Annotated in this window: 20 protein-coding genes, 4 rRNA genes and 1 riboswitch; of the genes, 20 read left to right on the top strand and 4 right to left on the bottom strand. The window is 43.6% G+C overall.

The window, feature by feature from the left end:
* Nucleotides 1-9 precede the first annotated feature (9 nt).
* The 3 genes from dxs to xseB all read right to left on the bottom strand — a co-directional run bounded on the left by dxs (nucleotide 10) and on the right by xseB (nucleotide 3096).
* Nucleotides 10-1872 carry a 1-deoxy-D-xylulose-5-phosphate synthase gene (dxs, locus tag KQP93_RS13740; RefSeq protein WP_217874841.1) on the bottom strand — a complete coding sequence of 621 codons (1863 nt, stop codon included), beginning with the start codon at nucleotides 1870-1872 and terminating at the stop codon, nucleotides 10-12.
* Between the two features lie 89 nt (nucleotides 1873-1961).
* Nucleotides 1962-2849, bottom strand: a complete 888-nt coding sequence (gene ispA, locus KQP93_RS13735; RefSeq protein ID WP_217874839.1) for a (2E,6E)-farnesyl diphosphate synthase — start codon at nucleotides 2847-2849, stop codon at nucleotides 1962-1964.
* A 4-nt stretch (nucleotides 2850-2853) separates the two neighbouring features.
* Nucleotides 2854-3096 carry an exodeoxyribonuclease VII small subunit gene (xseB, locus tag KQP93_RS13730; RefSeq protein WP_217874838.1) on the bottom strand — a complete coding sequence of 81 codons (243 nt, stop codon included), beginning with the start codon at nucleotides 3094-3096 and terminating at the stop codon, nucleotides 2854-2856.
* Between the two features lie 272 nt (nucleotides 3097-3368).
* On the opposite strand from xseB, the gene pomA reads away from it, so the two are divergent.
* The 4 genes from pomA to KQP93_RS13710 all read left to right on the top strand — a co-directional run bounded on the left by pomA (nucleotide 3369) and on the right by KQP93_RS13710 (nucleotide 7645).
* Nucleotides 3369-4136: a flagellar motor protein PomA gene (pomA, locus tag KQP93_RS13725; RefSeq protein WP_054552564.1), complete on the top strand. Its 768-nt coding sequence runs from the start codon at nucleotides 3369-3371 to the stop codon at nucleotides 4134-4136.
* Between the two features lie 3 nt (nucleotides 4137-4139).
* Nucleotides 4140-5063 carry a flagellar motor protein MotB gene (locus KQP93_RS13720; protein WP_058586203.1) on the top strand — a complete coding sequence of 308 codons (924 nt, stop codon included), beginning with the start codon at nucleotides 4140-4142 and terminating at the stop codon, nucleotides 5061-5063.
* Between the two features lie 129 nt (nucleotides 5064-5192).
* Nucleotides 5193-5669 (top strand): hypothetical protein, encoded by a 477-nt coding sequence (locus tag KQP93_RS13715; protein ID WP_217874837.1) that lies wholly within the window; start codon nucleotides 5193-5195, stop codon nucleotides 5667-5669.
* A gap of 65 nt (nucleotides 5670-5734) precedes the next feature.
* Nucleotides 5735-7645, top strand: a complete 1911-nt coding sequence (locus KQP93_RS13710) for a DNA topoisomerase III (RefSeq protein WP_217874835.1) — start codon at nucleotides 5735-5737, stop codon at nucleotides 7643-7645.
* A 1-nt stretch (nucleotide 7646) separates the two neighbouring features.
* Here KQP93_RS13710 and KQP93_RS13705 read toward each other — a convergent pair whose 3' ends face one another.
* Nucleotides 7647-8960 carry a M20 metallopeptidase family protein gene (locus KQP93_RS13705; RefSeq protein ID WP_217874834.1) on the bottom strand — a complete coding sequence of 438 codons (1314 nt, stop codon included), beginning with the start codon at nucleotides 8958-8960 and terminating at the stop codon, nucleotides 7647-7649.
* An 83-nt stretch (nucleotides 8961-9043) separates the two neighbouring features.
* On the opposite strand from KQP93_RS13705, the gene KQP93_RS13700 reads away from it, so the two are divergent.
* From KQP93_RS13700 to ung, 16 genes are all read left to right on the top strand, one after another.
* A complete protein-coding gene (locus tag KQP93_RS13700; RefSeq protein WP_217874832.1) occupies nucleotides 9044-9901 on the top strand; it encodes a tetratricopeptide repeat protein in 858 nt (285 codons plus the stop codon).
* 616 nt (nucleotides 9902-10517) lie between these two features.
* Nucleotides 10518-12058: ribosomal RNA gene (locus KQP93_RS13695) — 16S ribosomal RNA — on the top strand.
* Between the two features lie 280 nt (nucleotides 12059-12338).
* A 23S ribosomal RNA gene (locus KQP93_RS13690) occupies nucleotides 12339-15222 on the top strand.
* 124 nt (nucleotides 15223-15346) lie between these two features.
* Nucleotides 15347-15461 (top strand): 5S ribosomal RNA (gene rrf / locus KQP93_RS13685).
* A gap of 77 nt (nucleotides 15462-15538) precedes the next feature.
* A 5S ribosomal RNA gene (rrf, locus tag KQP93_RS13680) occupies nucleotides 15539-15653 on the top strand.
* Together the 16S, 23S and 5S rRNA genes form the textbook arrangement of a ribosomal RNA operon.
* A gap of 657 nt (nucleotides 15654-16310) precedes the next feature.
* On the top strand, nucleotides 16311-16739 hold the full coding sequence (locus KQP93_RS13675; RefSeq protein ID WP_138601813.1) for an FKBP-type peptidyl-prolyl cis-trans isomerase: 429 nt from the start codon (nucleotides 16311-16313) through the stop codon (nucleotides 16737-16739).
* Nucleotides 16740-16823: 84 nt separating this feature from the next.
* Nucleotides 16824-17441, top strand: a complete 618-nt coding sequence (locus KQP93_RS13670) for a histidine phosphatase family protein (protein ID WP_217874831.1) — start codon at nucleotides 16824-16826, stop codon at nucleotides 17439-17441.
* Between the two features lie 60 nt (nucleotides 17442-17501).
* Nucleotides 17502-17569: riboswitch (cobalamin riboswitch) on the top strand.
* 103 nt (nucleotides 17570-17672) lie between these two features.
* Nucleotides 17673-18503 carry an ABC transporter ATP-binding protein gene (locus tag KQP93_RS13665; RefSeq protein WP_217874830.1) on the top strand — a complete coding sequence of 277 codons (831 nt, stop codon included), beginning with the start codon at nucleotides 17673-17675 and terminating at the stop codon, nucleotides 18501-18503.
* Nucleotides 18496-19485: a FecCD family ABC transporter permease gene (locus KQP93_RS13660; protein WP_254907677.1), complete on the top strand. Its 990-nt coding sequence runs from the start codon at nucleotides 18496-18498 to the stop codon at nucleotides 19483-19485. The genes KQP93_RS13665 and KQP93_RS13660 overlap by 8 nt, the downstream gene beginning before the upstream one ends.
* 3 nt (nucleotides 19486-19488) lie before the next feature.
* The gene (gene cobT / locus KQP93_RS13655) at nucleotides 19489-20550 is read left to right on the top strand and encodes a nicotinate-nucleotide--dimethylbenzimidazole phosphoribosyltransferase (RefSeq protein ID WP_217874827.1); all 1062 of its coding nucleotides are present in this window, start codon (nucleotides 19489-19491) and stop codon (nucleotides 20548-20550) included.
* Between the two features lies 1 nt (nucleotide 20551).
* Nucleotides 20552-21358 (top strand): adenosylcobinamide-GDP ribazoletransferase, encoded by an 807-nt coding sequence (locus KQP93_RS13650; RefSeq protein ID WP_217874826.1) that lies wholly within the window; start codon nucleotides 20552-20554, stop codon nucleotides 21356-21358.
* Entirely contained in the window at nucleotides 21355-21882 is a 528-nt protein-coding gene (gene cobU, locus KQP93_RS13645; protein WP_217874824.1) for a bifunctional adenosylcobinamide kinase/adenosylcobinamide-phosphate guanylyltransferase, read from the top strand. Before KQP93_RS13650 ends, cobU begins: the two co-directional genes overlap by 4 nt.
* The gene (locus KQP93_RS13640) at nucleotides 21882-23366 is read left to right on the top strand and encodes a cobyric acid synthase (protein ID WP_217874823.1); all 1485 of its coding nucleotides are present in this window, start codon (nucleotides 21882-21884) and stop codon (nucleotides 23364-23366) included. Before cobU ends, KQP93_RS13640 begins: the two co-directional genes overlap by 1 nt.
* Before the next feature lie 9 nt (nucleotides 23367-23375).
* Nucleotides 23376-23975: a cob(I)yrinic acid a,c-diamide adenosyltransferase gene (cobO, locus tag KQP93_RS13635; protein ID WP_217874822.1), complete on the top strand. Its 600-nt coding sequence runs from the start codon at nucleotides 23376-23378 to the stop codon at nucleotides 23973-23975.
* A 1-nt stretch (nucleotide 23976) separates the two neighbouring features.
* On the top strand, nucleotides 23977-24834 hold the full coding sequence (locus KQP93_RS13630; RefSeq protein WP_217874821.1) for a cobalamin-binding protein: 858 nt from the start codon (nucleotides 23977-23979) through the stop codon (nucleotides 24832-24834).
* Nucleotides 24831-25502, top strand: a complete 672-nt coding sequence (gene ung / locus KQP93_RS13625) for a uracil-DNA glycosylase (RefSeq protein ID WP_217874820.1) — start codon at nucleotides 24831-24833, stop codon at nucleotides 25500-25502. Before KQP93_RS13630 ends, ung begins: the two co-directional genes overlap by 4 nt.
* Nucleotides 25503-25522 lie beyond the last annotated feature (20 nt).

The following is a 25522-nucleotide window of genomic DNA, read 5'->3' as shown; positions in this document are numbered from 1 at the left end:
CTGTTTGGCTTAAGCCATGAACTCTTTGATGCTAGTTAAGATACCATTAGCATCTAAGCCCATTTCGGCGTGCATTTCGTCTTGTGTGCCATGCTTAATGAATTCATCTGGAATACCTAAGTTTAAGATAGTCACATCGGCTTTGATTGCAGCTAAGTATTCATTTACAGCAGAACCTGCACCGCCAGCAATGGCGTTGTCTTCTAGGGTAACAATGACATCATGGCTGCCAAGTAACTCACTAATAGCATCAGTATCAAGAGGCTTAATAAAGCGCATATCAATGACTGTTGCGTTAAGCTCATCAGCAGCTACTTTAGCGTTCTCTAACAGCGTACCAAACGACAAAATTGCCACTTTATTACCTTGTTTGATACTACGCGCTTTACCAATTTCAATCGCGCTCATTGTTGATTCAACCTCACAATTGCCGGCACTACCACGCGGGTAACGAACAGCGACAGGTTGATTGCATTGATAGCCAGTGTAAAGCATTTGGCGGCACTCGTTAGTGTCGCTAGGTGCCATGATAACCATGTTAGGAATACAGCGCATAAAGCTTAAGTCATAGGCGCCTTGGTGAGTTTCACCATCAGCGCCAACAATACCAGCACGGTCAATAGCAAATAAAACTGGTAAGTTTTGTAATGCTACATCGTGGATAAGTTGGTCGAACGCACGTTGTAAAAAGCTTGAATAAATAGCAACAACAGGCTTCAACCCTTCACAAGCAAGGCCAGCTGCAAGCGTTACAGCATGTTGCTCAGCAATTGCTACATCAAAGTATTGCGCTGGGTACTCTTTAGAAAAGCGTACCATGCCAGAACCCTCACGCATCGCAGGGGTTATTGCCATTAGCTTGTCGTCTTGAGCTGCCATATCGCATAACCAGTCACCAAACACATTTGAGAATGTGGCAGCGTCAGGTTTAGATTTTGGTAATTTTGACATGCTAGGATCAAATTTTGGTACGCCGTGGTAACCAATTGGATCTGCTTCGGCAGGCTTATAACCTTTACCTTTTTGCGTTTTAATATGTAGTAATTGCGGGCCTTTAAGGTTACGCATATTACGTAAGGTATCAACCATCATATTAACATCATGACCATCAATTGGGCCGATGTAATTAAGGCCTAACTCTTCAAAGAAAGTGCCCGGAATGACCATACCTTTTAAGTGTTCTTCCATTCGGCTGGCAAGCTCTTTCACTGGCGGTAAACCAGAAAGAAGCTTTTTACTGCCTTCACGAATATTGGTGTAGAAGCTGCCAGATAAAATGCGGGCAAAGTGATTGTTTAGTGCACCTACGTTTTCTGAAATCGACATTTCATTATCGTTTAAGATAATTAACACGTTAGGGTTAACATCACCCATGTGATTCATCGCTTCAAATGCCATACCTGCTGTGATCGCACCATCGCCAATAACAGCAACAGTTTTACGATCTTTACCTTCTTTTTCTGCTGCAATGGCCATACCTAGGGCTGCCGAAATAGAAGTGCTCGAATGGCCAACACTGAAAGTATCGTAAGGGCTTTCATCACGGAATGGAAAAGGGTGCAAACCGTCTTTTTGACGAATAGTATGCATTTGGTCACGACGACCCGTTAAGATTTTGTGCGGGTATGCTTGATGACCCACATCCCATACTAAACGATCTTCAGGAGTGTTATAAACATAATGCAGCGCAACGGTTAGCTCAACAGTGCCTAAACCTGATGCTAGATGACCACTACTTTGCGAAACTGAGTTAAGTAGGTATTCGCGTAACTCTTTACTAAACGCAGGTAACTTGTCTTGCGCTAAATCACGCAGCTGTGCTGGTTCGTCAACCAAACTTAATAATGGATACTTGCTACTATCAAGTGTCATGATTTTTTATACATCCTTCGCTAACCAGAGTGCATTATAGCCCATTGCTGCTCTGATTTTTTAGTTATTTTGTCTTTCTTTTTTAGGCACTAATAATTACGTTCAACGATATAGCTAGCAAGGCTTGCCAGTTCGCTGGTATCGTAATCAATTGCCCCAAGAGCTTGATGAGCTTGAGCTAGTAAATCTTGTGCTTTTTGCTTTGCGCCAGCCATACCTAGTAAAGCAGGGTATGTTGCTTTATTAGCCGCAATATCTGAACCTTGTGGCTTACCTAATGTTTCAGTATCAGCTTCTACATCAAGGATATCGTCTTGTACCTGAAAAGCCAGTCCTATTGCTTGGCCAAATAGGTTTAATTGCGCGAGAGTATGTTCATCACAGCTTTTTGCACTCAATGCACCGAGTGTAATAGCACAATTAAGCAAGGCGCCCGTTTTTAGCTGATGAATGCGCTCTAACTGCGCAACTGAAATTTCTTTATCGGTCGCTTCAATATCCAGTGCTTGTCCACCTACCATACCTTCAATACCTGAGGCTTTGCTTAACGAGGCAATCATTTTTACTTGCTGGCTCGCAGGAACGGCAAATTGATGGTTGGCAATTAAATCAAATGCCAGCGTTTGTAATGCATCGCCCGCAAGTATGGCTTGCGCTTCGCCATAAACAATATGACAGGTAGGGCGGCCACGTCTTAAGTCATCATCGTCCATTGCTGGTAAGTCATCATGAACTAAAGAATAGCTGTGAATGCACTCAATAGCGGCGGCAAGAATATCAAGATCGGCTTTGTCTGCGCCCATCATTCGACCCGTTGCATATACAAGGTAAGGGCGTAAGCGCTTACCACCATTTAAAACACCGTAATGGGTGGCTTCTTTGATGGTTTTTTCGGTATTAAGAGGTTGTTCGAAATAGCGATTTAAATGTGCTTCTACGTCTTCACGAGCGCGTTGTAATTGTTCTTTTAATTGCACTTAATTAGTCCAAGTTTGAATCAAAATTGCTAAGAGGCGCTTGGCTATCGTTACCCATTAAAATGGCAACCTTTTGTTCGGCTTGTTGTAACTTACCAGATGAAGCATTTGCTAGCGCAATGCCGCGTTCAAATTGTTTTAGTGATTGTTCTAGAGACAATTCACCTTGCTCCATTTGTGCAACAATGTGAGATAATTCATCCAGCGCTTCTTCAAAGCTTAAGTTTTCTGGTTTCTTTGTTGCCATTGTGGCCTCGATAGCTGTTAGAAAGTGAGGCCAATTTTAGGGGGAATGCTAAACTAGGTCAAAGAATGATGTGTTTTTTTACGCATAATCCATTTTCAATATGCTATTTTTACGGTTTTAGATACAGCTTAAACTTGTAGCTTAAAAATCTTACATTAAAATAAAATTAATTCATTTAATGATTTAAGTATTTCAACTGCTTGCCGATAAGCAGTTAATAATAAAAATTTGATACCTGAGGGTGTCGTGTAATTGTTCCTCTGGAGGGGTATGTGGATTTAGCAACCATAATAGGTATTCTTGGTGCCATAGGCTTAATTGCTATGTCGATGGTGTTAAGTAGTGACGGCCAAGTTGCAATGTTTTACAACACGCCTTCGGTGGTCATTGTATTTGGTGGTTCGATTTTTATCGTATTATCGAATTTCACTATGGGGCAATTTTTGGGCATAGGTAAAGTCGCTGCGAAAGCCTTTATGTTCAAAATCGAATCTCCAGAAGAATTAATTGAAAAAGCAGTAGAATTAGCTGATTCAGCACGTAAAGGTGGTTTCCTAGCATTAGAAGAAGCCGAAATCCCCAACGGTTTTATGCGTAAAGGGGTTGATATGCTAGTGGATGGTCATGATGCTGATGTTGTTCGTGCCACACTACAAAAAGACATTTCTCTTACAGCTAACCGTCATGAACTAGGGGCAGGGTTATTCAAATCACTTGCCGATATCGCTCCAGCGATGGGCATGATCGGTACGCTAATCGGTCTTGTTGCTATGTTATCAAACATGGATGACCCAAAGGCAATCGGCCCAGCAATGGCGGTTGCACTTTTAACTACTCTCTATGGTGCGTTTTTAGCTAACGTTGTTGCTATTCCAATTCAGGTAAAACTAGAGCTTCGTAAAGACGAGGAAGCGCTTAATCAACGTTTAATTCTCGATGCGGTACTAGGTATTCAAGATGGTCAAAACCCGAAAGTAATTGAAGGTATCTTGAAAAACTACTTAGCCGAATCAAAACGTAAAGTTGATACCGAGGAGTAGGGTATGTCAGATGAAGAGTGCAAATGCCCACCACCGGGTTTACCCGCCTGGATGGGAACCTTCGCAGATTTAATGTCATTATTAATGTGCTTCTTTGTACTCTTGCTTGCTTTCTCAGAAATGGACGTACTGAAGTTTAAGCAAATTGCCGGCTCTATGAAGTTTGCTTTCGGTGTACAAAATAAAATTGAAGTAAAAGATATTCCAAAAGGGACCTCGGTCATTGCCATGGAGTTCACTCCGGGTAAACCAGAACCCACTCCTATTGAAACGATTCAACAACAAACCGTAGAAATGACGCAACAAATGCTTGAGTTTCAAGCTGGCGACGAAAGCTCCGCCGGTGGTCGACAAGAACAGCGCGGTAATAAACGTGGTGGTGAATCGCAAAGTACGGCTCAGCAACAAGCGTTAGAGCAGTCAATTTCAGCAGCTGATCAAGAACAAACAAATGAACTTGTGAAGAAAATTGCTCAGCAACTAGAACAGCAAATTATGGATGGTGCAATTGAGCTCGAGTCATTAGGCCAGCAAATTATTATTCGCATTCGTGAGAATGGTTCGTTCCCATCTGGCAGTGCTTTTTTGCAACCAAAATTTAAACCTATTATTCGTGATATTGCTACGCTGTTAAAAGATGTGCCGGGTGAAATAACTGTGTCAGGGCACACTGATGACTTCCAAGTATCGAATGAGCTTTATACTAATAATTGGGATTTATCATCAAAGCGTGCGGTGGCAGTTGCCAGTGAAATGGAAAAAGCGCCCGGTTTTGATAAGTCTCGTATGATGGTTGTAGGTCACGCAGAGACAAGGCCTCTTGTACCGAATGTGACCGATGAAGATCGTAAGCGAAATCGCCGTGTTGAAATCTCTATCATGCAAGGCAAGGCACACGAATCTGACCCTATTGATGTAAGGCAATAAATCAATTAAAGTGAAACTTCATTAACACATGTAATGGAGTATAAAAATGAAAAAAGTTGATAAATATAGCTATATGCCAGGTAATGGTGATGGCGGTGATGATGATAAAACTGATTAAGGCGCTACATTTTGCCTGATTGGTTTGTTGAAATTAGAGTTATCTTAAGCAATAGCTGGGTGTTCATTTTGAGCCCAGCTATTATTATTTTTTATCTTCGTAAAGATTGGCCTGCTTTTTATTTTTCTGTCATTACTGCTGCTTTTTTCCTTTATGGGACTCTTATCTATTCTGCTTTAAAAGAATTTGATGACATCTATATCTGGCGCTATGTCGTCTGGGCTTTTAATGATATTGCTTGGATGGCTGTCATTGCTTACTTGGGTATTAAAGATAAAGTCTACTTATGGCAAAGTGTTTTGGGGCAGTTGGTTGTGATAATGGCGCCCATTTTGCAATTGTTCCGTTTAGTTGACCGTCACCTTTGGGATTTGTCATATAGCACTTATATGTATAAGACCCTTCTACCGCTAATCAATATTGGTACTGTGGTCGTCTGTTACCTACCACTTATCTACCTCTTTACTCGACGAAGCCAGCAAGCTTAAGCATTTCTTCATTAAAAATCCTGTGCTAGACTACTGTTTATAAAAACAGTATTTAGTGTTGCGTTATGAAACTTTACATTGCCGAAAAACCATCCTTGGCGCGAGCCATTGCAGATGCATTGCCAAAACCACAAAAAAAGCATGATGGATATATAGAGCTAGGTAATGGAGATTGTGTCTCTTGGTGTATTGGTCATTTGCTTGAGCAAGCAGAACCTGATGACTACGATGCAAGTTTTAAAAAGTGGCGGTTTGAGCATTTACCTATCGTGCCTGAACTGTGGCAATTAAAACCTAAATCAAAAACACGTAAACAACTCACAGTATTAAAAAAGCTCATTAAGCAGGCTAGTACAATAGTTCATGCCGGCGACCCAGATAGGGAAGGCCAGCTATTGGTTGATGAAGTGATCGAACAGGTTAAACTTAGCCAAGCTAAAAAACAGCAAATTCAACGACTCTTGATCAGCGACTTAAACTTAAGTGCAGTTAAAAAAGCGCTGAATAATTTAAAGTCGAATCGCGAATTTATTCCATTGAGCGTATCTGCCTTAGCTCGCTCACGTGCTGATTGGTTATTTGGCATGAATTTAACTCGGGCTTATACGCTTGCTGGGCAAAAAGCTGGATTTGGTAATGTGTTATCAGTAGGTCGTGTCCAAACACCTATTTTAGGTTTAGTTGTAAATCGTGATAATGAAATAGCGAACTTTGTAGCAAAACCTTTTTATGAAGTATTAGCTCATCTTGAAACAGATCAGCAGCAAACTTTTGCTGCTAAATGGCAGCCAAGTAAAGCATGTGAACCGTATCAAGATGAAGAAGGGCGGGTATTACATAGAGGGCTTGCTGAAAATGTTGTGTCACGCATAACTAATCAACCAGCGAAAGTAGTTGAGCTTGAACAAAAGCAAAAAAAGCAACAAGCGCCACTGCCTTATAATTTGTCGGCTTTACAAATTGATGCGGCAAAGGCGTTTTCAATGCCAGCACAAAAGGTGCTCGATACCTGTCAAAGTTTATATGAGCGCCATAAGTTAATTACGTATCCTCGTTCAGATAACCGCTATTTACCAAAAGATCATCATAAAGATGCCGCGAGTATTATTGCCGCCATCGCAAATAATGAAGGTCAAGCAAGTGAAGCTTGCAAGCAAGCTGATACCAGCAAGCGGAGTAAGTGTTTTAATGACAGCAAGGTTGCAGCTCACCACGCTATTGTTCCTACCGAAAAACAACTTCGCTCAGCATCATTAAGTAGTGATGAACAAAAAATCTATCGGTTGATCTGTCGTCATTACTTAATTCAGTTTTATCCAGACTATGTTTTTAATGAAACCAAAGTAACGGTCGAAATTGCGGGTGGTTTTTTTAAAGCTGCTGCTAAGCAAGATGTTAGCCTAGGCTTTAAAACACTGATGGGCAAAACAGAGTTAAATGATGAGCAAACCTTACCTGCTCTTGAAAAAGGCCTGCCGCTGCATTGTAATCAAGGTGAAGTGGTAGACAAAATGACGACACCGCCAGCGCATTTTACTGACGCTACCTTATTAAGTGCTATGACTGGCATCAGCCGCTATGTGAAAGACCCTGAAATTAAAAAGATCCTTAAAGAAACCGACGGCCTAGGCACAGAGGCTACACGGGCAGGTATTCTTGAGCTTTTATTCAAGCGCCGCTTTTTAGAGCGGCAGGGTAAAAATATTCTTGCTACAGCAACAGGTAAAGCACTCATAAGCACATTACCAGAGCAGCTTGCTAGTCCTGACTTAACAGCTAAGTGGGAAGCGTCGTTAGGGAATATAGCTGAACAGCATATGAGTTATCAGCAATTTTTAACACCATTGTTGGCAGAGTTACATGCTTTAGTTGAGCAAGCGAAGCAGTGCGACAGCCAAGTCTTTGCCCAGTTACCAAAAACGCCGCAAAAGCGACGTTTTAAAAGAAAAGCTAAGCCTAGAGCTAAGTCAGCCTAAACTATTTTTTGTTGAACAGGGCAACCGCGGCATTACTCATCGCAGTAATCCCAGTCGGGAGCGCCTTCTTGTAATCAGGTGCAAACTTACTTGAGTGTAAAGAAGGTAATGTTGCGCCAGATTGCATTGCTGCATCATATTGACTCGGTTCAACACCGCCTAACCAAAACAAAGTAATGGGTACATTTTGTTCTGTACGACCGTATAGACCAAAGTCTTCACCAGCCATTACAGCTTCAGTTTCAAGTACATTGTCTTCACCAATAGCATTAGAAATTGCTGAACGCACTACATTGGTTTGTGCAGGGTTATTGTAAGTTGAAGGAATTGACTCATCTTCATGCACAAATACTTCAGGAGCTAAGCTTTCATCAAGGCCAGCACTTAATGCGATGCCTTTAGAAATTCGTTTAATCGCCGCGATTTGTTGTAAGCGAACTTCAGGGTTATAACTACGCAGTGTCAGTTGTAGTTTTACTTCATCAGAAATGACATTGTGTTTAGAACCACCATGAATTGAGCCAACGGTGATCACTGACGGTTCAAGTGGTGACAATTCACGACTAGTAATAGTTTGCAGTGCCAATACAATACGTGAAGCAATCACTACTGGGTCTATTGTTGTGTGCGGGTAAGCACCGTGACCGCCTTTACCCTTTACTGTAATATCAACAGAGTCAACACTTGCCATCGTATATTCAGTTTTCATGCTAACTTTACCAGCAGGAACGCTGGCACTTACATGTAAACCAATAACATGGTCTGGAGTAGGGTACTTAGTAAAAAGCCCTTCTTTAAGCATTGCTTTTGCACCACCGCCTACTTCCTCTGCAGGTTGTGCGACCATCATTAGCGTACCTTGCCACTGATCTTTGTGGGTCATTAACTGTTGTGCTGTGCCAATAAATGAACTCATGTGAATATCATGACCACAACCATGCATTACGCCAACGGTTGCACCAGCATCATTTGCCACAGTCACTTTAGAGGCGTAAGGTTTTCCAGTTTGCTCAACAATTGGTAATCCATCAGTATCAGTGCGGATCATTACTGTTGGGCCATCACCGTTTTTATAAATACCAACAACGCCGTAACCACCCACATTATCAGTAACAGTAAAGCCCAACTTTTTTAATTGCTTTGCTAGCTTATGACCAGTTTGTTTTTCGTGGTAAGACAACTCAGGAGATTGATGCAAGTCTAAATAGAGCTTTTCAATTTCAGGCATACTCTTTTGAAGGTTTAAATCGAGCGTTGTTGCTTGTGCGAATGGACTAAGAAGTAATAAAGCTGCAGAAATAGCAGATAATTTCATAATGACCTCGACCCGTGGGGCTTGTAATTGTTATGTTTGCCACTATATAAAAACCTAAATACTTATATAGTGCAATCGATCAAATGAATAATATGATAAAACTTACCCAGCAAAATTTGCAGCAAGCACTGGGTGAAACGTCCGCTGAAAAGCTAGTGCTACTTACTTTTTACTCTGCGCAAAACCCAGAGTGTCATCAGCAAGCTGCAATTTTAGAAAAAATCGCACATGAATATGGTGAGCACTTATTAGTAGCAACATTAGATTGTGATGTTGAGCAAGCTCTTGCAGGGCAACTTGCACAGCAAATTGGTTTACAAGCATTACCTACGCTTGTGATGTTAAAAGATTCAGCACCTGTCGATATGTTACCGGGTGCTCAAACAGAGCAGCAAATTCGCGATGCGCTAGCTAAACATTTACCAGCTCAACACGAGTTATTACTAGAGCAAGCTAAGCAAGCGTTAATTAATCAAGATTTAAATAATGCTTTTAACTATGCAAAGCAGGCTTATGAGCTTGATCCAAACCACACACGTGTAAAGTTAGTTTTAGCTGATATCTGTATTCAAATTCATAAATTAGAAGATGCACAAGCATTATTAGATTCGGTTGCAGAAAATGAACGTGATGCGTATTTCACAAACATTCAAGCAAAATGTGAACAAGCATTAGCTGCAACAGATTCACCAGAAATAAAAGCACTGCAAGATAAAGTTGAAAAATACCCAAATGATTTAGAGATCAAAGTAGAACTAAGTAATGCTCTTAATAGTGCGGGTCGTAAAGAGGAAGCTTTAGAGATGTTATTTAATGTACTTAAAAAAGATCTTAACTACGCAGATGCAAAACCAACCTATCTAGAGATTATCGCTTCTTTACCTGATGGCGATGCCTTGGCATCTAAGTATCGCCGTAAGTTATATAGTATCTTGTACTAATTCAGAGTTGATTGATAAAAGCGCCATTAAAAATAGTGGCGCTTTTTTTATTTAAAAACTTGCGTATTACCTAATTTCGATAATACTTAAGATCCTCTCGAGAAAAGTTGACTGTATTTTGTACAGTAAACTGTGTTTTTTACTGCCTTTAGCTTGTTTTTTGCGCGAAAGGTAAGTTTTTAGTAGTTTTCTACAAAAAGTGCTTGCGTTAATTCCTCGCATCCCTATAATGCGCATCCACTGACACGGCGGGCAGCAACGAAAGACGCTGAACAAAGTGACAGAGAGTTAAGTAAAACTTCGGTTTAAAACGGTCTAAAAAGAAAGTTTAAAATTAAGTGTTGACTCGAAAAATTAAGGATGTATTATACGCATCCCTAGCGACAACGTCGCAACGTTCTTTAACAATATAAAGCAATCATCTGTGTGGGCACTCGTACAGATTGAGTTCTAACAGCAGATTCTAGTTCGCTAGATGACGCAAACAAATTTAGAGTCTCAATTGAACTGAGTGACCAACGGAAACAAGTTTACTTGTTTCAGCACAGTCAATTCGATTCGAAAGAATCAAAATTCAGAATTCATTGAGCATGTCCTTCGGGACAGAAAAAACTTTTAATTGAAGAGTTTGATCATGGCTCAGATTGAACGCTGGCGGCAGGCCTAACACATGCAAGTCGAGCGGAAACGAAGAGGTGCTTGCACCTCTGGCGTCGAGCGGCGGACGGGTGAGTAATGCTTGGGAATATGCCTTATGGTGGGGGACAACAGTTGGAAACGACTGCTAATACCGCATGATGTCTACGGACCAAAGTGGGGGACCTTCGGGCCTCACGCCATAAGATTAGCCCAAGTGGGATTAGCTAGTTGGTGAGGTAATGGCTCACCAAGGCGACGATCCCTAGCTGGTTTGAGAGGATGATCAGCCACACTGGGACTGAGACACGGCCCAGACTCCTACGGGAGGCAGCAGTGGGGAATATTGCACAATGGGCGCAAGCCTGATGCAGCCATGCCGCGTGTGTGAAGAAGGCCTTCGGGTTGTAAAGCACTTTCAGTAAGGAGGAAAGGTTAAGTGTTAATAGCACTTAGCTGTGACGTTACTTACAGAAGAAGCACCGGCTAACTCCGTGCCAGCAGCCGCGGTAATACGGAGGGTGCGAGCGTTAATCGGAATTACTGGGCGTAAAGCGTACGCAGGCGGTTTGTTAAGCGAGATGTGAAAGCCCCGGGCTCAACCTGGGAACTGCATTTCGAACTGGCAAACTAGAGTGTGATAGAGGGTGGTAGAATTTCAGGTGTAGCGGTGAAATGCGTAGAGATCTGAAGGAATACCGATGGCGAAGGCAGCCACCTGGGTCAACACTGACGCTCATGTACGAAAGCGTGGGGAGCAAACAGGATTAGATACCCTGGTAGTCCACGCCGTAAACGATGTCTACTAGAAGCTCGGCTCTTCGGAGTTGTTTTTCAAAGCTAACGCATTAAGTAGACCGCCTGGGGAGTACGGCCGCAAGGTTAAAACTCAAATGAATTGACGGGGGCCCGCACAAGCGGTGGAGCATGTGGTTTAATTCGATGCAACGCGAAGAACCTTACCTACACTTGACATACAGAGAACTTACCAGAGATGGTTTGGTGCCTTCGGGAACTCTGATACAGGTGCTGCATGGCTGTCGTCAGCTCGTGTTGTGAGATGTTGGGTTAAGTCCCGCAACGAGCGCAACCCCTATCCTTAGTTGCCAGCGATTCGGTCGGGAACTCTAAGGAGACTGCCGGTGATAAACCGGAGGAAGGTGGGGACGACGTCAAGTCATCATGGCCCTTACGTGTAGGGCTACACACGTGCTACAATGGCGCATACAGAGTGCTGCGAACCTGCGAGGGTAAGCGAATCACTTAAAGTGCGTCGTAGTCCGGATTGGAGTCTGCAACTCGACTCCATGAAGTCGGAATCGCTAGTAATCGCATATCAGAATGATGCGGTGAATACGTTCCCGGGCCTTGTACACACCGCCCGTCACACCATGGGAGTGGGTTGCTCCAGAAGTGGATAGTCTAACCTTCGGGAGGACGTTCACCACGGAGTGATTCATGACTGGGGTGAAGTCGTAACAAGGTAGCCCTAGGGGAACCTGGGGCTGGATCACCTCCTTATACGATTTAGAACTTATTTGTTCGTAGTGTCCACACAGATGATTGTTAGTTAGCTAAACCGCTTGGTTTAACTAATTAATATGCTCTTTAAAAATTTGGAAAGCTGATATTAAAATTCTTATAGATAACATTGTTATTTATAAAGAGTTTTCAAAAGTAAAAATATGCCATTAATCGAAAGATTAATTGGTATCTACTTTAGTATTCTCATCATTATTTGATGAATTAACTTCTGGCGAAGTTAACAGCTGTCACTAACAAAGACCCGTTTGGGTTGTATGGTTAAGTGACTAAGCGTACACGGTGGATGCCTTGGCAGTTGGAGGCGATGAAGGACGTATTAACTTGCGATAAGCCTAGTCAAGCTAGTAAAAAGCGCTTGAGACTAGGATTTCCGAATGGGGAAACCCACCTGCTTGCAGGTATCTTACACTGAATACATAGGTGTAAGAGGCGAACGCGGAGAACTGAAACATCTAAGTACCCGTAGGAACAGAAATCAACCGAGATTCCGGAAGTAGCGGCGAGCGAAACCGGACCAGCCCTTAAGCTTATTATGTGTTAGTGAAACATTCTGGAAAGTTTGACGATACAGGGTGATAGTCCCGTACACGAAAATGCATCTTAAGTGAAATCGAGTAGGTCGGAGCACGTGAAACTTTGACTGAATATAGGTGGACCATCATCTAAGGCTAAATACTCCCAACTGACCGATAGTGAACCAGTACCGTGAGGGAAAGGCGAAAAGAACCCCTGTGAGGGGAGTGAAATAGAACCTGAAACCGTGTACGTACAAGCAGTAGGAGCCCTTCGAGGGTGACTGCGTACCTTTTGTATAATGGGTCAGCGACTTATATTTTGTAGCGAGGTTAACCGATTAGGGTAGCCGTAGGGAAACCGAGTCTTAACTGGGCGTATAGTTGCAAGGTATAGACCCGAAACCCGGTGATCTAGCCATGGGCAGGTTGAAGGTTGAGTAACATCAACTGGAGGACCGAACCCACTAACGTTGAAAAGTTAGGGGATGACCTGTGGCTAGGAGTGAAAGGCTAATCAAACCGGGAGATAGCTGGTTCTCCCCGAAATCTATTTAGGTAGAGCCTCGGACGAATACTTACGGGGGTAGAGCACTGTTAAGGCTAGGGGGTCATCCCGACTTACCAACCCTTTGCAAACTCCGAATACCGTAAAGTACTATCCGGGAGACACACGGCGGGTGCTAACGTCCGTCGTGAAGAGGGAAACAACCCAGACCGCCAGCTAAGGTCCCAAAGTCATAGTTAAGTGGGAAACGATGTGGAAAGGCCCAGACAGCCAGGAGGTTGGCTTAGAAGCAGCCATCCTTTAAAGAAAGCGTAATAGCTCACTGGTCGAGTCGGTCTGCGCGGAAGATGTAACGGGGCTAAACTATGCACCGAAGCTGCGGATTCAAAATTTATTTTGAGTGGTAGGGGAGCGTTCTGTAAGCCGTTGAAGGTGTACCGGGAGGTATGCTGGAGGTATCAGAAGTGCGAATGCTGACATGAGTAACGATAATGCGGGTGAAAAACCCGCACGCCGGAAGACCAAGGGTTCCTATCCCATGTTAATCAGGGTAGGGTAAGTCGACCCCTAAGGCGAGGCCGAAAGGCGTAGTCGATGGGAAACGGGTTAATATTCCCGTACTTGGTATAATTGCGATGGGGGGACGGAGCAGGCTAAACAAGCATGGCGCTGGTTGTCCATGTGAAAGTGAGTAGGTTGAGAGTTTAGGAAAATCCGGACTCTTAAGACTGAGACACGAGACGAGCACCCAAGGGTGTGAAGTTGTTGATGCCATACTTCCAGGAAAAGCCTCTAAGCTTCAGATTATACCGAATCGTACCCCAAACCGACACAGGTGGTCAGGTAGAGAATACTAAGGCGCTTGAGAGAACTCGGGTGAAGGAACTAGGCAAAATCGTACCGTAACTTCGGGAGAAGGTACGCTCCTATCTGTGATGAGACTTGCTCTCTAAGCGGACGGGAGCCGCAGTGACCAGGTGGCTGGGACTGTTTATTAAAAACACAGCACTGTGCAAAATCGCAAGATGACGTATACGGTGTGACACCTGCCCGGTGCCGGAAGGTTAATTGATGGGGTTAGTTTTCGGACGAAGCTCTTGATCGAAGCCCCGGTAAACGGCGGCCGTAACTATAACGGTCCTAAGGTAGCGAAATTCCTTGTCGGGTAAGTTCCGACCTGCACGAATGGTGTAACCATGGCCACGCTGTCTCCACCCGAGACTCAGTGAAATTGAAATCGCAGTGAAGATGCTGTGTACCCGCGGCTAGACGGAAAGACCCCGTGAACCTTTACTACAGCTTGGCACTGAACATTGAACCTACATGTGTAGGATAGGTGGGAGGCTTTGAAGCAGAAACGCTAGTTTTTGTGGAGCCGTCCTTGAAATACCACCCTTGTAGTTTTGATGTTCTAACGTTGGCCCCTAATCGGGGTTACGGACAGTGCCTGGTGGGTAGTTTGACTGGGGCGGTCTCCTCCCAAAGAGTAACGGAGGAGCACGAAGGTTGGCTAAGTACGGTCGGACATCGTACGGTTAGTGTAATGGTAGAAGCCAGCTTAACTGCGAGACAGACACGTCGAGCAGGTACGAAAGTAGGTCATAGTGATCCGGTGGTTCTGAATGGAAGGGCCATCGCTCAACGGATAAAAGGTACTCCGGGGATAACAGGCTGATACCGCCCAAGAGTTCATATCGACGGCGGTGTTTGGCACCTCGATGTCGGCTCATCACATCCTGGGGCTGAAGTCGGTCCCAAGGGTATGGCTGTTCGCCATTTAAAGTGGTACGCGAGCTGGGTTTAGAACGTCGTGAGACAGTTCGGTCCCTATCTGCCGTGGGCGTTTGAGAATTGAGAGGGGTTGCTCCTAGTACGAGAGGACCGGAGTGAACGAACCGCTGGTGTTCGGGTTGTCATGCCAATGGCATTGCCCGGTAGCTACGTTCGGAACTGATAAGCGCTGAAAGCATCTAAGCGCGAAGCAGGCCTCGAGATGAGTTCTCACTAGACTTTTAAAGTCTCTGAAGGGCCGTTGAAGACTACAACGTTGATAGGCAGGATGTGGAAGTGGTGCGAGCCATTAAGCTAACCTGTACTAATTACCCGTGAGGCTTAACCATACAACGCCAAACGCGTTTTGTGACAGCGTAACAGACAGAAGTTAAGACACTAAAGTAGACATTTACTTGATATCAGCATTCCGAATTTTAGTTAATTGCCAAGGCGATTAACGAACCAAATTTGCTTGGTGACAATAGCGTTTTGGACCCACCTGACCCCATGCCGAACTCAGTAGTGAAACGAAACAGCGCCGATGATAGTGTGGCATTTGCCATGTGAAAGTAGGTCATCGCCAGGCTCCAAATTCAGTCGAAAGACTATAAATTAAGTCGAAAGACTATAAATAAAAATAATAAGAAAATTGAAAAGAATTTTCTTGGTGACAATAGCGTTTTGGACCCACCTGACCCCATGCCGAACTCAGTAGTGAAACGAAACAGCGCCGATGATAGTGTAGCAGCTGCTATGTGAAAGTAGGTCATCGCCAGGATCCTATTAAAGAGAGCCCGATTCGAAAGAGTTGGGCTTTTTTGCGTCTGGAGCTGTCAGCTTTCAGCCGTCAGACGTCAGCTGAACCGTGGGGCTGTTTGGTACAGAGTCATACTCAGCATTAACCCAGTTCATTCTCCAGGTAGGTTGGGTAGAGCGGAGCGAAACCCAACGTGAGTTAGCGAGTTGCAAGTTAGCAAGGGTAAAGTTGAACTGCGGGGTTGTTAGGTAACTGAGTCACCCTCAGCAACACCCCCGTAGGAGGCACTTCAGTGCCGAATTCAAACCTTAACAAACGCATTCATTGCTGAAGCCATTCCTACATGATGAGAATGTCAGACTTCAGATATTAGCTCTGTGTTGGGTTTCGCTGCGCTCTACCCAACCTACGGCAGACCTGCACTTTTCCTTGCTAACTAGCAACTCTGAAGTGCCTCCGGCAGAGGGAGACGCAGCATCAAACACCTCCACCGCGCGGCTGATCGCTGACGACTGAAAGCTGATAGCTCTGTGTTGGGTTTCGCTGTGCTCTACCCAACCAACGCCAGACCCTCAAACTTTCCCCTTTCTAATTTGCAACTTTACTCTCGCAAACTTGCTTCCCTTACTTTGTTATGCGATAAAGCGTTTTATATTTGTAATACAATTAAGGTTTACTGTGTCTCGCAAAAAAACAACTAAGTCAAAAGGCTCTTCCGGTTTAAATCGTAAAAATAGTGAAGCATTTATTGCTAAGTTCTCATCTCACCCAGATACACATCTATGCCCATCAGGTTTAATGTATAAAGTGATTGATGAAGTTGAAGGTGAACGCATATCAGAATTCGATACAGTGGTTATTAATCAACGTATTATGCTTGCTGATGGCAATGTGATTGCCGACAGTTATAAAGCCGGTATGCCAGAAGTGTTCGCTTTATCCGAAGCTATAGAAGGGTTAAGAGAAGGTTTGTTATTAATGAATATCGGTTCTCGCTATGAATTTGTGATCCCTCCAGAGCTTGCTTGGGGTAAAAAAGGTAACGGTGGCAAGATTGGCGCAAATGCAGTGCTACATTTTGACGTTCGTTTAATGCGTTTAGCTTAACTCTCTTAGCATAACAGCCTTAGCATAAGTCGACAGAGTATTTAAAACGCGTTAACGTTCACTATTGGTTTACTGAGGAACATTATGGACGCATTTACTTCACGAGTTTACTTTCTTCGCCATGGCGAAATCGCTACGCCAGGTATTCTTTCTGGGCAAATCGATGTTGAATTATCAGAGCTTGGTCTTAAGCAAATGCGCCAAGCATCTGCTGAACTCATAAATTTAAATGCTATATATAGCTCACCGCTAAAGCGTTGCTCAGTTCATGCTGATTATTTAGCAAATCAACACACTTTGCATGTACAGTATTATAACGCGCTAAAAGAGTTTAATTTTGGTGATTGGGATGGCCAAGACTATCAACAGCTTTGGCAGCAAACCAGTAAACCTCATATCGGTGATTTTTGGCAGCACCCTTGGCAAGTAAAAGTACCCAATGGTGAATTTATGGCAGACTTTTACGCTCGGGTAGAGACATGGTGGCACACGTTTTTGCAATCCTTGTGCGAATCTAAGGATGAACAGTCATTGGTAATTAGCCATGCTGGAGTGATAAAGCAAATTCTCGCTATTGTTTGTCAGATGCCAAAACAATCAGCCACACATTTAAATGTTTTTCATCTTCCATATGCAGGGCTTATTACACTTGATGTATATATAGATGAACAAGGACAAGCTTGGCCTAAAATTGTTTTTTAGCCATCTAGAGCGATATTCATTGAATTATTTACTTAGCCCGCCATAATACCTATATGCTATGGAATGGAGTGAAACTCTCCAGCTGTTCCCGCAACTGTAATCCATCTTAATAATGGTCAGCCAGATACTTAGCACTAACAACTAATCATCGAGCGGGTCAACTCACATCATTTTCTGGTACTTACCAGTGTTTTCTTGTGCGTTGCGATTACTCGCCAAGAGAGAATAAGCTTGCAACAAAATAGCCTTAGCGCTGCGCCATTAATATCAGTGTCTGATTTAAGTTGGGGTACTGCGAATAAAACTATACTTAAATCAATTAACCTTGAGTTAAAAGCAGGGCAATTTATCGGTCTACTCGGCCCTAATGGTGCGGGTAAATCAAGCTTGCTGCGTTGTCTTTATCGTTACTTGAAACCTCAGCAAGGGGTTGTGCTGCTAAGCGGTCAAGATATTTGGCAAATCAGTGCTGATGAATATGCAAAGCAGGTTGCAGTGGTTTTACAAGAGTCTCCATCGCAGTTTAATTTGTCTTTGTTCGATGTAGTGAGTTTAGGCTTAACACCTCATAAGCGACTTTTCAGCGGCACGTCTGCCAATGATAAGCAGCGAATATATCAAGCGATAGAGCAGGTTGGTTTGTCTCATCATAGTGAGCAAACATTTGATTCGCTCTCAGGTGGCGAAAAGCAAAGAGCGCTCATTGCTCGCTCTATCGTACAGCAACCTAAACTGTTGATCATGGATGAGCCTACCAGTCACCTTGATGTTAAATACCAAATTCAAATAATGGAATTAGCAAAGTCCCTCGATGTGACTGTGCTTGCCTCTTTCCATGATTTAAACCTCGCAGCGAGTTTATGTGATGAACTCATCGTGATTGATGAGGGGTGCTTGGTTTGTCAGGGGCAACCAAAAGCGGTGCTTACTGAGAAGCTGTTGAGTGATGTATTTGGCGTCTGTGCAACGGTATCTGCTCACCCACAATCAAGCACTGATAAGTTTATTCCGCACATCACTTATTTTTATGGCTATCAGACACAGGAGCATCAACATGACTGATGTAATGCGTTTAAGTGTCTGTATTGTTGTAGGGCTTATTAGTTGTTTTTTAGCTCTGAGCTTTGGAGCTGCAAATACACCGCTGAGTGACGTTTTTAATGGCTTGTTTAGCCAAGGTAGCGATGAATTTGTGCAGCGTATTATTTGGCAGTTGCGTATGCCAAGAACGGTGCTGGCATTTTTAGCAGGCTCAGGGCTTGCTCTGGCAGGGTTAATTTTGCAGACCGTAACCCGAAACCCGCTTGCTGATCCTTACTTGTTTGGTATTTCTTCTGGGGCTTCATTTGGTGTGGTGTGCTTTATAGCCCTAACCGGTGTGAGTTTTGGCTTTAGTATGTCAGTTGCAGCATTTGCCGGAAGCTTACTTTCTATGCTGTTGCTTATTGCTATTGCAGGGCGTCGCCATGTTGGCCAAGTTGAAGCCATGTTACTCGCTGGTGTTGCTTTATCTTTCTTTTTTAGTGCTCTGACTAGTCTGCTGCTTTATTTTAGCGATCCTCAAGCTATAACCGCCATTTTGTTTTGGACGATGGGCAGTTTTTCTCGTGCACAGTGGGACACTCTTTGGCTGCCGTTTACAGTAATTATTGCCTGTATGACGCTGATGATTGCATTTCGTCGTCAGCTTAATGCAATGCTGCTTGGTGATGAAAGTGCTGCAACCTTGGGGATTCATGTGCAACGCTTTCGAATCATGATGCTGCTGTTAAGTTCATTGATCACAGCGGTGCTTGTTGCGATGTGTGGGGGCGTTGGTTTTGTCGGCCTGATGATCCCACATATTGTGCGCTACTTTTCGCCGCAAGGCAGCAGCCATAACTTAGTTATGACATCCTTGGTCGGTGGTATTTTTATGGTGTGGGTAGATGTGTTATGCCGAACCCTACTGAATAACCAAGAACTACCTGTAGGTGTGATCACAGCCGCTATCGGTAGCGTGTTCTTTTTATTCTTACTTTATTTTCGTAAACAGAGCAGGTAGCTAATGTTTAACATCATGCCTATTAATCAGCAATTTTCAGCTGTTATTCAACAAAAAATAGACCTTAAAACAAAGCCGTTAGGCGCTTTAGGTCGGCTTGAAAGTTGTGCTAAACAATTAACGCTTATTTTTTCAAATCAGCTTGATAGTGAGCAGGCGCTACTTGCCTTTAAACCAGTTATTTCAAACCCTTCTCTAGTTGTATTTGCTGGTGACCATGGTGTGGTAAGCCAAGGGGTGTCAACTGCTCCTAGCAGCGTTACATCACAAATGGTGGCAAACTTTGCAGCAGGAGGCGCAGCGATTAATGTATTTTGTCGCCAGCTTGGCTGGCAGCTAGAAGTTGTTGACGCTGGAACACTCAGTACTTCACACAATAAAAGTGTGCATAACCAGCGTTTAGGTGAAATCACTGCACCACTGAATACTGAAATGGCCATGTCACTTAGCCAGGTTGAAAAAGGGTTTGAATTAGCCAAACAGCGAGTTCATTCACTCTATGAGCAAGGTTGTAATACCATCGCCTTTGGTGAGATGGGCATTGGCAATACCACAAGTGCTGCGGCATTAATGGCTGCCTTGTTGTCGTTACCTGCCAGCCAATGTGTTGGTAAAGGCACAGGTGTGAGTGACGAGGTTGTTGCTAAAAAAATCAAGGTTGTCGAGCAAGCCCTTCAATTACACCAAACTCATTTTAGCGATCCACTAATGACGCTTGCGGCATTAGGTGGTTTTGAAATTGTTCAGATCACGGGTGCCATTTTAGCTGCTGCCGAGCTTGGTATGGCTGTGATTGTTGATGGCTTTATTTGTAGCGCAGCGGCGCTTGTTGCAACTCGCATTAATGCAAAAGCTCGCGATTATATGTTATTTGCTCATGCTTCTGATGAGCAAGGGCATAAAGCAATGCTCAATGCCTTGCACGCATCACCTTTATTACAACTCGATTTAAGATTAGGAGAGGGCACCGGGGCTGCGCTTACCTTACCTTTACTGCAAGCATCTTTGGCTTTTTACAATGACATGGCAAGTTTTGCTGATGCCAATGTTGAGCAAGTAGTTTGATATGAGCGCTGAACAACACACTTTTGACTCTACCCCAAGTCAGCTTCAGCTATTTTTACTGGCGCTTAGCTTTTTAACGCGTATACCCGTTAAGTTAAACTTTGCAGTGTCGAGCACGGCACTCAATCAGGCCAGCCGTTATTTTGCATTGGTCGGTGTGATATTAGGTGCACTTTTAGCGCTGAGCTTTTTGCTGTTAAGTTGGTTATTCCCTGCAGCCATTTCAGTCGCGTTAGTTATGGCGTTTAGCTTGATAATCACAGGGGCATTTCATGAAGACGGCCTTGCTGATGTCTGGGATGGCTTTGGTGGAGGTTGGCACGTTGCAGATAAGCTGAGCATTATGAAAGATAGTCGCTTAGGTACCTATGGTGCTGCGGCATTAGTGATGGCCTTATTAATTAAATACCAAACACTCGTTGCACTCAGCGAGGCAACCAGTACGCTGATTATTGCACTTGTTTTAGGGCAAAGCTTGAGCCGGGTTGTAGCAACAAGTTTAATTGCAGATATGGACTATGTGAGTCAAGACGCTACATCTAAAGTAAAACCAATTGCGATGCATTTAAGCACGCAAAGTTATCAAATACTGCTAGCAACTGGCGGTGCGGTGTTAGCAATTGCATGGTTGTTTTTTGGCTTCACTTTAGGGCAATTATTAGTCCTCATCAGTGTACTGTTTGTTACTCGTTTACTATTGAAGCGCTGGTTTGAAAAACAGTTATCAGGCTACACCGGTGATTGTTTAGGAGCAGCCCAGCAAGTGACAGAGCTTGTTACCTACCTTTGCTTGGTTAGCTTATTATGAGCCAGCAACATACTTTAATTTTAGGCGGTGCTCGCAGCGGTAAAAGCCGTTTTGCAGAGCAGCAGGCAACAGACTCAAACAAGGCGCTTATCTACATTGCCACAGCAAATGCGGGTGATGAAGAAATGACAGCCCGAATTAATATGCATCAAGCAGATCGCGCTAAGCATTGGCAACTTGTTGAGGAGCCTTTGTATTTGGCTAAAGCACTACAACAACATAGCCAAGCAGAAAACTGTATTTTAGTGGATTGTTTAACCCTTTGGTTGAGTAATTGCCTATGCCAGCAAGGTGAAGCATTTTGGCTTAAGCAAAAAGCGGCCTTACTCGATGTGCAAGCAAAATTGCCGGGTGAGGTGATTTTTGTCAGCAATGAAGTGGGGCATGGCATTGTGCCGCTCGGTGAATTAAGCCGTCAGTTTGTTGATCATTCAGGTTGGTTGCATCAAGCCTTAGCACAGCAAGTTGCACGTGTTGAGTTTGTGATTGCAGGTCTTGCACAAACCTTAAAAAGAGAACAATAATGAACACATTAATGGTGCAAGGCACGACCTCAGATGCAGGTAAAAGTACTCTTGTAGCAGCACTTTGCCGGATCTTTGCTGAGCGAGGCATAAAGGTTGCGCCCTTTAAGCCACAAAATATGGCGTTAAATAGCGCTGTAACCGCAGATGGTGGCGAGATAGGTCGCGCTCAAGCTTTGCAAGCTGTAGCGGCAAAAGTCCCCGCAGAAGTCGATTTTAACCCTATCTTATTAAAACCTAACAGCGATACCGGGGCGCAGGTAATCGTTCATGGTAAAGCCCTTTCGAATATGGAAGCGGGCAGTTATCACGACTACAAAAAAGTGGCGATGGATGCCGTTCTTACTTCGCAGCAGCGCTTAAGTGAGCGTTTTGAATTACTGGTTGTTGAAGGTGCTGGGAGCCCTGCAGAAATTAACCTGCGAGAAAACGACATTGCGAATATGGGTTACGCTGAGGCGGTTGATTGCCCGGTGATCATTATTGCCGATATTGACAAAGGCGGGGTGTTTGCCCATTTAGTCGGAACGTTAGCCTTGTTGTCTGAGTCAGAGCAGGCTCGCGTTAAAGGCTTTGTGATTAACCGTTTTCGGGGCGATATTGCGTTATTGCAAGGTGGCCTTGATTGGTTAGAGCAATACACCAATAAACCAGTGCTTGGGGTATTACCTTATTTACATGACTTAGCGCTAGATGCTGAAGATGCCGTTGCTATAACTAATCAGGTCGATATGCCGCAATTACGCATAGTAGTGCTGCTACTTCCTCATATTAGTAATCACACAGACTTTGACGCACTGCGATTACAACCAGAAATTGATTTACAGTATGTACGTCATACGCAGACTATTCCAAGTGTTGATCTGATTATTATTCCGGGCAGTAAAAATGTACTGAGCGATTTAGCGTTTTTAAAAAATGAAGGCTGGCATAAACAAATAACACGTCATTTACGCTATGGCGGTAAAGTGCTGGGAGTATGTGGTGGGCTGCAAATGTTAGGCAACTACCTTGGTGATCCACATGCTGTAGAATCTAATTTAGGCAGTGCAGCAGGGCTTGGGCTTGCTGACTTTGAAACGCAATTAGGCCAACAAAAAGTACTAAGCCAAGTTTCTGGCATACTCCATTTAAATAATAGCGATAAAGCAATTTCAGGTTATGAAATTCACGCCGGGATTAGTCAAGGGCCCGCATTTGAAAAGCCATTTTTAAGTTTTAATAATCACCCAAGTGGATTCAAAGTAGATGGTTTTATTAGTGATGATAATCAAGTAGCAGGTACTTACTTACATGGCTTGTTTGATACCCCTGAAGGCGTATCTGAGCTAATAACTTGGCTTGCATCAAATAGCCAAATTAAGCCAATTGATATTAATTTAAACCGTGAACAACAGTTAAGCCGTTTAGCTAGTGTAGTAGCAGAGAATCTCGATATTGAACAAATCATCAATATTTATGAGAACTTCAATTTAGAGACATAAGGAACAACAATGAGCGAACAGAATCAAGATAAGCACCAACAACGCCAACAAAAAGTAAAACAAAAAGTCGACGAACGAATTGCTGCTGCACAAAAAGAGCAGGGTATTTTTCAGGTTATAACTGGCAATGGTAAGGGTAAATCGACTTCTGGTTTTGGGACTGTCGCACGTGCGGTAGGTCACGGAATGAAAGCCGCTGTGTGCCAGTTTATTAAAGGCACATGGGAGTGCGGTGAGCGTAACCTACTCGAGAAAGCGGGGGTTGAATTTGTTATTATGAACACCGGTTTTACTTGGGAAACACAAAATAAAGACTCAGACACTGCTGCTGCGCAGGTGACATGGCAAGAAGCGAAAAGAATGCTGAAGGATGAGTCGATTAATCTCGTTATGCTAGACGAAATAACCTATATGATCACCTACGGCTATATTGATTTAGACGAAGTGCTAGAAGCAGTTAGCTCTCGCCCTGCTATGCAATCGGTGATAATTACAGGTCGTGGTGCGCACCGTAAACTAACCGACTTAGCTGATACAGTCAGTGAAGTCAGAAACGTAAAACACGCTTTTGATGCAGGAATAAAAGCGCAAAAAGGGTTCGATTTTTAACATGAGAACCATCAAGTTTGCACTCTTAGGGGCTTTATTTTATTTACCAACATTGGCTCAAGCTCATGAAATTAAAGAACCACAGCGTATTGTTGCTTTAGCACCGCATATCGTTGAAAACCTATTTGCGATTGGAGCAGGAGAGCGCATTGTTGGTACCGTTGACTATGCAGACTTTCCTCATCAAGCGAATGATATCGAGCGGGTAGGTGGCTATTACGGTATTAACATGGAAAAACTGTTGTCGTTAAAACCAGACCTTGTTTTGGCTTGGAAAACGGGTAACAAAGCCGAAGATCTCGCTTACATTGAAAAATTAGGTATTCCGGTAGCGTACAGCAACCCAAATCAGGTTGATAATGTGGCTGATGAACTACGTAAACTAGGCACGCTTACGCATTTGCAAACCAAGGCAAACAAGATAGCCAAAGAGTTTGAAACTAAACTCGATGCTATTCGTACAGCGCAAGAAGGCAAACCGAAAGTGTCGGTGTTTTATCAATTATGGCCTGAGCCAATGATGACCGTTGGCGGAAATACCTGGATCAATCAGCTATTAACTATTTGTCATGCGGATAATGTATTTGCTAATAGCGATACAGACTACCCGCGCATTAGTATTGAAAATGTATTGGTTGCCAATCCAGAGGTAGTGATTATTCCAGATGAAAAATCGAAAAAGCCTCAGCCTAAAATTGATTGGCGACAATGGCCTGAATTGCCAGCGGTGCAACATAACCAGTTTATTAGTGTAAACGCAGACTTATTGCACCGTTTTACAACCCGTATGCTTGATGGTTTAACTGATATGTGTGGTAAAATAGACGTTTCTCGTCAGCAAATACAGGCTTCAAAATGAACGATTGGCAAACATTTCTAGATACCGAACTTGCTAAGCCCTACATGCAAGAAACCTTACAATATGTGGCCGATAGACGCGCAGCAGGCGTTACCGTTTATCCGAAAGACGAACTGGTATTCTCAGCTTTTGATGCTACACCTTTAAATGAAGTTAAGGTGGTTATTTTAGGGCAAGATCCTTACCACGGAGAAGGGCAAGCCCATGGTTTGTGCTTTTCGGTATTACCTGAAGTTAAAAAATTACCACCGTCTTTGAAGAATATGTACAAAGAGTTGGCAACCGATATCGAAGGTTTTGAGATCCCTCACCATGGCTATTTGCAAAGCTGGGCTGAGCAAGGCGTGTTCTTACTCAACACGGTATTAACTGTTGAGCAAGGGCAAGCTCATTCTCATAAGCACCTTGGCTGGGAGCAATTTACTGATGCTGTAATTGCGCTTATTAATCAGCACTGTGACGGTGTGGTGTTTGTGTTATGGGGGGCACATGCTCAGAAAAAAGGTAAACACATTGATACCTCGCGTCATCATGTGATCCAAGGCCCGCATCCATCACCGCTTTCTGCACATCGTGGCTTTTTTGGTTGTCAGCATTTTTCAAAGACAAACCAGCTACTTACTGATCAAAATAAAGCGCCAGTAAATTGGTCGTTGCCACAAATGTAAAAGGCCCTTGCGGGCCTTTA

The organism is Pseudoalteromonas shioyasakiensis, assembly GCF_019134595.1.
In the GTDB taxonomy this organism is placed as follows: Bacteria; Pseudomonadota; Gammaproteobacteria; order Enterobacterales; family Alteromonadaceae; genus Pseudoalteromonas; species Pseudoalteromonas shioyasakiensis_A.
Note: the sequence above shows the minus strand (reverse complement) of the source record. Positions and strands in the feature narration are given on the sequence as shown.

What these genes read in the sequence shown, in the direction of transcription:
- dxs (WP_217874841.1), bottom strand. Translation starts at nt 1,872, where the DNA reads ATGACACTTGATAGTAGCAAGTATCCATTATTAAGTTTGGTTGACGAA.
- xseB (WP_217874838.1), bottom strand. Translation starts at nt 3,096, where the DNA reads ATGGCAACAAAGAAACCAGAAAACTTAAGCTTTGAAGAAGCGCTGGAT.
- KQP93_RS13720 (WP_058586203.1), top strand. Translation starts at nt 4,140, where the DNA reads ATGTCAGATGAAGAGTGCAAATGCCCACCACCGGGTTTACCCGCCTGG.
- KQP93_RS13710 (WP_217874835.1), top strand. Translation starts at nt 5,735, where the DNA reads ATGAAACTTTACATTGCCGAAAAACCATCCTTGGCGCGAGCCATTGCA.
- KQP93_RS13705 (WP_217874834.1), bottom strand. Translation starts at nt 8,960, where the DNA reads ATGAAATTATCTGCTATTTCTGCAGCTTTATTACTTCTTAGTCCATTC.
- KQP93_RS13700 (WP_217874832.1), top strand. Translation starts at nt 9,044, where the DNA reads ATGAATAATATGATAAAACTTACCCAGCAAAATTTGCAGCAAGCACTG.
- KQP93_RS13670 (WP_217874831.1), top strand. Translation starts at nt 16,824, where the DNA reads ATGGACGCATTTACTTCACGAGTTTACTTTCTTCGCCATGGCGAAATC.
- KQP93_RS13660 (WP_254907677.1), top strand. Translation starts at nt 18,496, where the DNA reads ATGACTGATGTAATGCGTTTAAGTGTCTGTATTGTTGTAGGGCTTATT.
- cobT (WP_217874827.1), top strand. Translation starts at nt 19,489, where the DNA reads ATGTTTAACATCATGCCTATTAATCAGCAATTTTCAGCTGTTATTCAA.
- KQP93_RS13650 (WP_217874826.1), top strand. Translation starts at nt 20,552, where the DNA reads ATGAGCGCTGAACAACACACTTTTGACTCTACCCCAAGTCAGCTTCAG.
- cobU (WP_217874824.1), top strand. Translation starts at nt 21,355, where the DNA reads ATGAGCCAGCAACATACTTTAATTTTAGGCGGTGCTCGCAGCGGTAAA.
- KQP93_RS13640 (WP_217874823.1), top strand. Translation starts at nt 21,882, where the DNA reads ATGAACACATTAATGGTGCAAGGCACGACCTCAGATGCAGGTAAAAGT.
- cobO (WP_217874822.1), top strand. Translation starts at nt 23,376, where the DNA reads ATGAGCGAACAGAATCAAGATAAGCACCAACAACGCCAACAAAAAGTA.
- KQP93_RS13630 (WP_217874821.1), top strand. Translation starts at nt 23,977, where the DNA reads ATGAGAACCATCAAGTTTGCACTCTTAGGGGCTTTATTTTATTTACCA.
- ung (WP_217874820.1), top strand. Translation starts at nt 24,831, where the DNA reads ATGAACGATTGGCAAACATTTCTAGATACCGAACTTGCTAAGCCCTAC.